Annotated in this window: 2 protein-coding genes; both read right to left on the minus strand. The window is 73.4% G+C overall.

Features of this window, described 5'->3' with window-relative positions; translation table 11 throughout:
• Positions 1 to 80 precede the first annotated feature (80 nt).
• Complete coding sequence (gene murC, locus Q2100_RS26480; RefSeq protein WP_302916459.1) at positions 81 to 1,535, minus strand: UDP-N-acetylmuramate--L-alanine ligase; 1,455 nt, start codon at positions 1,533 to 1,535, stop codon at positions 81 to 83.
• Positions 1,532 to 2,276, minus strand: a 745-nt coding sequence (locus tag Q2100_RS26485; protein ID WP_302916460.1) for a glycosyltransferase, incomplete at its 5' end; no start/stop codon positions are given. The genes murC and Q2100_RS26485, both read right to left, overlap by 4 nt.

Here is a 2,276-nt window from a genome sequence, read left to right on the forward strand (position 1 = left end):
CTCGGGCGCGTCGGCCGCCCGGTCCTCCGGGGCCTCCGATGGTTCGGCGGGCGGGCCGTCGTCCTGCGTCGGCTCGGTCATCACCGCTCCGTTCGCGGCGGCGGGGCGATGCGATTGGCCTTCGCCCGCAGCGCAGTCAGAATTTCCGGTGCGAGCATGGTCACGTCGCCGGCACCCATCGTGAGCACCACGTCACCCTGCCGGGCGGTGTCGGCCACCCGCTCGGCCACCGCCGAGAAGTCCGGGAGATAGGTCACCGGCACGCTCACGTGCTCGGCCACCGTCGCCCCGCTGACGCCGGGCAGCGGCCGCTCGCGGGCGCCGTAGACGTCGAGCACGAACACCACGTCGGCGGCGTCGAGAGCACGGCCGAACTCTTGCGCGAACGCCTCGGTGCGCGAATACAGGTGCGGCTGGAAGACCACGACGACGCGGCCGTTCGACTCCTCCGCCAGCCCACGCGCCGCCGTCAGCGCGGCCGCGACCTTCGTCGGGTGATGGGCGTAGTCGTCGAAGACCCTGGTCCCAGAAGCCGTTCCGACCAACTCGAAGCGGCGCCGGACGCCCTCGAACTCGGCCAGGCCCTCAAGCACGACGTCCGCCGCGGCCCCGGCCTGCATCGCCGCCAACAACGCGGCCAGCGCGTTGAGCGCCATGTGCCTGCCGGGCACCGCCAGCCGCATCGTGCGCGGGCTGCGCTCCCCCGCGAGCTGCACGGTGGCCACCGCACTGGTGCCCTGCTGGTACCAGTCCAGCAGCGCCCCGGCCAGGCCGGGCTGATCGCCGCTGCCGTAGCGCAGCACCCGGATCCCTTGCGCGGCAGTTCGTTCGGCGAAGGCAGCGGCGCCGGCGTCGTCGACGCAGACCACCACCGCGCCCCCTGGCTTGAGCCGCTGCATGAAGGCGTCGAACACCGCGACGTAGGCCTCTTCGCTGCCGAAGAAGTCCAGGTGGTCGGCCTCGATGTTGGTCACCACGGCGATGTCGGGCTGGTACTGCACCAGCGATCCGTCGCTCTCGTCGGCTTCGGCGACGAAGTAGGCGCCGCTGCCGTGATGCGCGTTCGTCCCCGCCTCGCCGAGGTCGCCGCCGACGGCGAAGGACGGGTCGAACCCGCAGTGCTGCAGGGCCACGATGAGCATCGACGTGGTGGTGGTCTTACCGGCTGTCCCGGTCACCATCAGCGTGGTGTGCCCGTCCATCAGCTTGGCCAGCACCACCGGCCGCAGGATCACCGGGATCCCGCGCCGGTGCGCCGCGACGAGTTCCGGGTTCGTCTTGGGGATCGCCGCGTGCGTGGTGACCACGGCGGTCGGCCCGCCGGGCAGCAGGTCGAGCGAGGACTCGTCGTGTCCGATCCGGATCGAGGCGCCGCGGGCGCGAAGCGCGGCCACCGCCCTCGACTCCTTGGCGTCGGAGCCCGAGACCAGGCCGCCCCGGTCGAGCAGGATGCGGGCGATCCCTGACATCCCGGCGCCGCCGATGCCCACCATGTGCACCCGGCGCAGTTCCTCGGGCAGCGGCGCGCCGCTCACCGGCCCGCCACCTCGAGCGCCACCCTGGCGACCTGCGTGGCGGCGTCGCGGTGTCCCGCCAGCGCCGCGCCCGCGGTCATCGTCTGCAGCCGCCCGGTGTCGGTGAGCAGGCCGGCGACCGTGTCGGCCACGAATGCCGGTGTCAGATCGGCGTCGTCGACGAGCAGGCCGCCGCCCGCGCCGACCACCGGGAGTGCGTTGAGCCGCTGCTCGCCGTTGCCGATCGGCAGCGGCACGTAGACAGCGGGCAGTCCGACCGCGGTGACCTCCGCGACGGTCATCGCGCCGGAGCGGCAGATGGCCAGGTCGGCAGCGGCGTAGGCCAGGTCCATCCGGTCCAGGTACGGCACCGCGACATAGCGGGCGCCGCCACCCGTCGGCTCGCGGACGTCGAGGGTGTTCTTGCGGCCGTAGGCGTGCAGCACCGAGACACCGGCCGCGGCAAGGGCTTCGGCGGCTCCGGACACCGCACGGTTGAGCGACTGCGCGCCCTGGGACCCGCCGAAGACCAGCAGCACCGGGTCGTGCTCGCCGAAGCCGAAGTATGCGCGTGCCTCGGCGCGCAGCGCGGCCCGGTTCAGCGACGTGATCGCCGCACGCACCGGGACACCGACGACCTCGACGTCACCGAGACCGGGATCGGACACCGCGGCCAGCACCCGGCGGGCCGAGCGGGCGCCCACCTTGTTCGCCCACCCGGCGCTGGCGTTGGCCTCGTGCACCACGACCGGCACCGTGCGG

Source organism: Mycolicibacterium arseniciresistens (assembly GCF_030519285.1).
Taxonomy (GTDB): domain Bacteria; phylum Actinomycetota; class Actinomycetes; order Mycobacteriales; family Mycobacteriaceae; genus Mycobacterium; species Mycobacterium arseniciresistens.